The 3,890-nt window shown below is 65.1% G+C and carries 5 protein-coding genes; all 5 read right to left on the bottom strand.

Annotated elements, in window-relative coordinates; all coding sequences use genetic code 11:
* Positions 1-245 precede the first annotated feature (245 nt).
* A complete protein-coding gene (dtd, locus tag PVW51_RS24025; protein ID WP_274578208.1) occupies positions 246-692 on the bottom strand; it encodes a D-aminoacyl-tRNA deacylase in 447 nt (148 codons plus the stop codon).
* On the bottom strand, positions 692-1,366 hold the full coding sequence (locus PVW51_RS24030) for a nitroreductase (RefSeq protein WP_269366706.1): 675 nt from the start codon (positions 1,364-1,366) through the stop codon (positions 692-694). Before PVW51_RS24030 ends, dtd begins: the two co-directional genes overlap by 1 nt.
* Positions 1,363-2,469, bottom strand: coding sequence for a TFIIB-type zinc finger domain-containing protein (locus tag PVW51_RS24035; protein ID WP_274578210.1), 1,107 nt, complete (start codon positions 2,467-2,469; stop codon positions 1,363-1,365). The genes PVW51_RS24030 and PVW51_RS24035 overlap by 4 nt, the downstream gene beginning before the upstream one ends.
* 63 nt (positions 2,470-2,532) lie before the next feature.
* Positions 2,533-3,087 (bottom strand): cytochrome b/b6 domain-containing protein, encoded by a 555-nt coding sequence (locus tag PVW51_RS24040; protein WP_274578211.1) that lies wholly within the window; start codon positions 3,085-3,087, stop codon positions 2,533-2,535.
* 252 nt (positions 3,088-3,339) lie between these two features.
* On the bottom strand, positions 3,340-3,890 hold a 551-nt coding region (locus PVW51_RS24045; protein WP_274578212.1), incomplete at its 5' end, for a cytochrome b.

Genomic DNA, 3,890 nt, shown 5'->3' on the forward strand with positions numbered 1-3,890 from the left:
GCCAAGGCTTGTGGCTGGCGTCGTGGAAGAACGATTTCGTTGTTTCGGGGGGAGCGGGTGCAGGAACGTGCTTTTTCAGCAGCCTCACATGTCATTTTTGACATGTCTTCTTTTGCAAATGGGTGATGTCACCCAACAGTTACAGCCCCTCTGCCCGGCACAGAACGGCGGCCCGCTGGCATCACGCCGAGAGCCGATGAGGTATCCTCATGTCAATATCCGCTGAATTTCCAGGCCCCGCCCGATCAAGCTGCCTGCGTGTCCAGCCAGATCGTCACCGGCCCGTCATTCACCAGTGCCACCGACATATCCGCCCCGAATGCGCCGGTCTGCGTCGTGATGCCCAGACCCTGAAGGCAGCCCACGAAATGCTCATATAGCGCGCGGGCCTGATCAGGTTTGGCAGCATAGGAAAATCCGGGCCGCGTCCCCCGCGAGGTATCCGCGGCAAGGGTGAACTGGCTGACCACCAGTGCCGCCCAGCCGGTCTGGACCAGGCTGAGGTTCATCTTGCCCGCCTCGTCCTTGAACAGCCGCAGTTTGGAGATTTTCAGCGCCAGCGCTTCGGCGCTGGTTTCGGTATCCTCGGGCATGGCGCAGACCAGGATCAGCAGACCCGCCTCGATCTCACCGACCGTCGCGCCACCCACGGAAACGGAGGCCTGGCTCACCCGTTGCAACAGCGCGCGCATCAGTCCTGCCAGTCGATGATGTCGGCGGGCGTGGCCCGTTCGGTGCGGAACCGGTTCGCGGGCGCATCCTCATCCGCATAGCCAAAGGAAATCGCGCAGAGCACCAGACGGTCGGCACCGATCCCCAGCAGCTCCTTGACCAAGGGCGCATAGGCCGCGATGGCGGCCTGCGGGATGGTGGCGACACCCAGGGCCGTTGCCGCAAGGGTAAAGGCAGTGACAAAGCCGCCGGTGTCCATTGCCCCATACGCCCCCAGTTCATCCGGGGAATGGATGATCGCCACATGGGGCGCATCGAACAGCGCATAGTTGCGCAGCATCTGTGCCATCCGCGCCTTGCGGTCCGATTTCTCGATCCCCAGCGCGTCATAAAGTTGGAACCCGCAGGTGCGGCGGCGTTCGGCATAGGCGCCGGAATAGCCCTTGGGCCAGTCAAGATCGGGCGCGGGTGGTGTACCTTCGGCTGCCGCCCTGCTCAGCGCGTCGCGAAAGCGGTCGGTCGCCGCACCGCGCGTCACGCTGACCTGCCAGGGCTGGGCATTGCACCAGGACGGCACGTGCCGCGCAGCGGTGACGATCTGTTCGATGGTCTCGTCCGGCACCGGATCGGGGCGGAAGGCGCGGCAGGAATAGCGGGCCCGCAGGATGGCCGTCAAAGTGTCATATTGGGTCATTGCTGTGCTGCCAGATATCCGATGATTGCCGCGGCGATCAGGCCAAGAACAACCGCAATCGCGATCTTGATCGCCGAATAGGGCCGTTCGCCCTGCACCCGGCCGGTGCGGCCGTTCACCACGAAGCGATAGGTCTTGCCCCGGTACTTGTAGGCCGCCAGCCAGACCGGCAGCAGGATGTGCTTGAAGGTCAGGTTGCCAAGCTGGGTCTCGATCCCGTGGATGCGCTGCCTGTCACCGCCGATGTCAAAGCGCACATCGCGTTCGATCACCCGGTCCATATGGTCACGCGCCTGCACGAAACCGTCCTGCAGCGATACCGCATAGGCTTCGGCCCGGAAGCCGGCCAGGTATTCTGGCGCATAGGGCTCCAGCGCGGCCAGATCCCAGGGCTCCAGCGCATCGGTATAGCGCTTGGGAAGCGAGGTGGAGGCCAGCACCAGCACATCGTCGAAGAACCGTTTCACCCGGCCCGAGGCAGGCTGCCAGCGCACCTTGGCGACCTGTTCCTGCACCCTTTTGCCATCGCGCATGACGGTGTGTGTCTCGTAATAGACCGTGCCGCGCTCACCCTTGTAGGAGGATTTCGTATCGGCGTCATAGGTCCAGTAGGGCACATAGATGCCCTGCATCCGGCGGCCCTTGCGGGCGTATTCCTGCAATCCGCCAGGGGCAAACCACAGCCGGCCCAGCCAGGCCGACATGGCGTCGCGGGCCGTTGCCTCGTCCAGCGCAAAGGGCAGCACGCCGCGGGGCTTGATCTGGCGGGTGACGCCGGTGTCCACCACCACGGGGGTGGCGCAGAAGGGGCATTCGGTGGCGTGGTCCGGCCCTTCGAATTCGACCTGTGCTGCACAGTTCGGGCAATTGGTGACGCGGGTTTCCTGCATCTCGCCCGCACCCAGCGCCGCGGCAAATCCGGCTTCGAGGTCCAGTTCGGCAATCGGCCTGACCTTTGCGCCGCCCCCGCCCAGGGGCTGTTCGTTGCCGCAGTGATCGCAGATCAGCTGTCCGGCACCGGGGTCATAGCGCAGGTCGGACCCGCAGCTGTCACAGGGAAAGCGGTGTTCGGCCTCGGGGGCTGATATCGGGTCGTCTTCCATGCGGGCTCCGGTGCAGTCTTTGGCGCAGGTTAGCGCCGATGCGCGGGGGCTTCCAGACGCTGTTCACAAAAACCGGTGCAGGGCGCGGGGGACCATGATGCGCAGGGCGTTGTCGCGCAGGCGCAGGTGCCGCCAGATGTGAAACCCCGCATGACCCGCCGCAATCGCGGCCAGCAGGTAGAACTCGTAAATGTGGATCTGCCCGATGATGTCATTGGCACGTCTCAGGCCCAGCGGCGGCGCGATCGGCAGCACGCCGCCTGCCTTCAGCAGGGTGGCAGAGGTCAGCCCCAGCAGGAACCCCGTGACCGCCACCCCGAAGAGGCCCCAGATCAACACCTTGTGCATCCATTGATGCATCAGCCGCCCCCAGGGCGGCAGCTTTGGCCCCGGACGGCTGGCCAGACCGCGCCGCAGGTAGTCCGCCGTCCACCACAGGCAGAGCGTGACAAAGACCAGCGCCAGCGCCGAATGGGCCTGGAAGGCGGTTGGCCCGAAGGGCAGCACATCGTCCGGGGTGACAAGGAGGAACCAGATCAGCATCGGCACCATCGCCCAATGCATCGCTTTCAATGCGCTGCGCCGGGCCGGCAGGCGGTCTTTCAGGGCGCGACGCATCGCTCAGGCCCGCCAAAGCGCGGTGGCACAGGGGCGCCCGTGCCCTGCGTGGCGACGCAGGCAGGCCGATGCAATCAGCGCCGGATGGATATGAAGACCTCTGAGCATTCTCGTACAGCCACGGCCAGGAGCCGCCGAAAGTTTCGACCGGTGCCTCCCGGTTGCTCAGGCTCGGCGGGGCCGGCCCTTTCCCCGCCTGTCGTCACCGGTGAAAACCGGCGCGCCCGATGGAAAAACCTGCAACCTGCAGGATCACCGCAGGAAGGGCAGCATGCGGCGCAGCGTGCCGTCGCGAACCACGTAGTGGTGATAAAGCGCCATGAGTGTATGGCCGCCGATCAGGATCACCAGGAGGTTCACGGCGATTTCATGGGCTTTCGCTGCGGGCTTTACATGGCCGTACCAGGCGGCAGCGCCGAGGGCGGGCACCAGGATCATGAAGAGATAGAGCGCCCGATGCCCCCAGAGCGCGGCCCGGTCCTGCCAGCCCGGGTTCCCCGCGACCGGGTCGGGCACCCCGGAGGCCATCCGCACCACGAGCCGGATCAGCACCAGCAGGAAGACCGCGCCGCCGGTCCATACGTGCAGCGTGTTGCCCTCGATCCCGGTGGTGCCCGCCGCGATCCGCTGATCTAGGTCGTGTTGACATTCATTGTCGCCCACCCGCGCGAGACGGATTTTGCCGCTGGCGCCCTGATGTGAGCGCAGCAATGTGGTCATTGGAAGCGAACATCCGGGATGGCAGAGGCAAAATCCGCCGCGCCCCGCAGGGGTTTCGCCAAAATTGCCCATTTCTGCGTTAA

Origin of the sequence: Sulfitobacter sp. PR48, from assembly GCF_028807335.1 — a bacterium.
Lineage (GTDB): Bacteria > Pseudomonadota > Alphaproteobacteria > Rhodobacterales > Rhodobacteraceae > Sulfitobacter.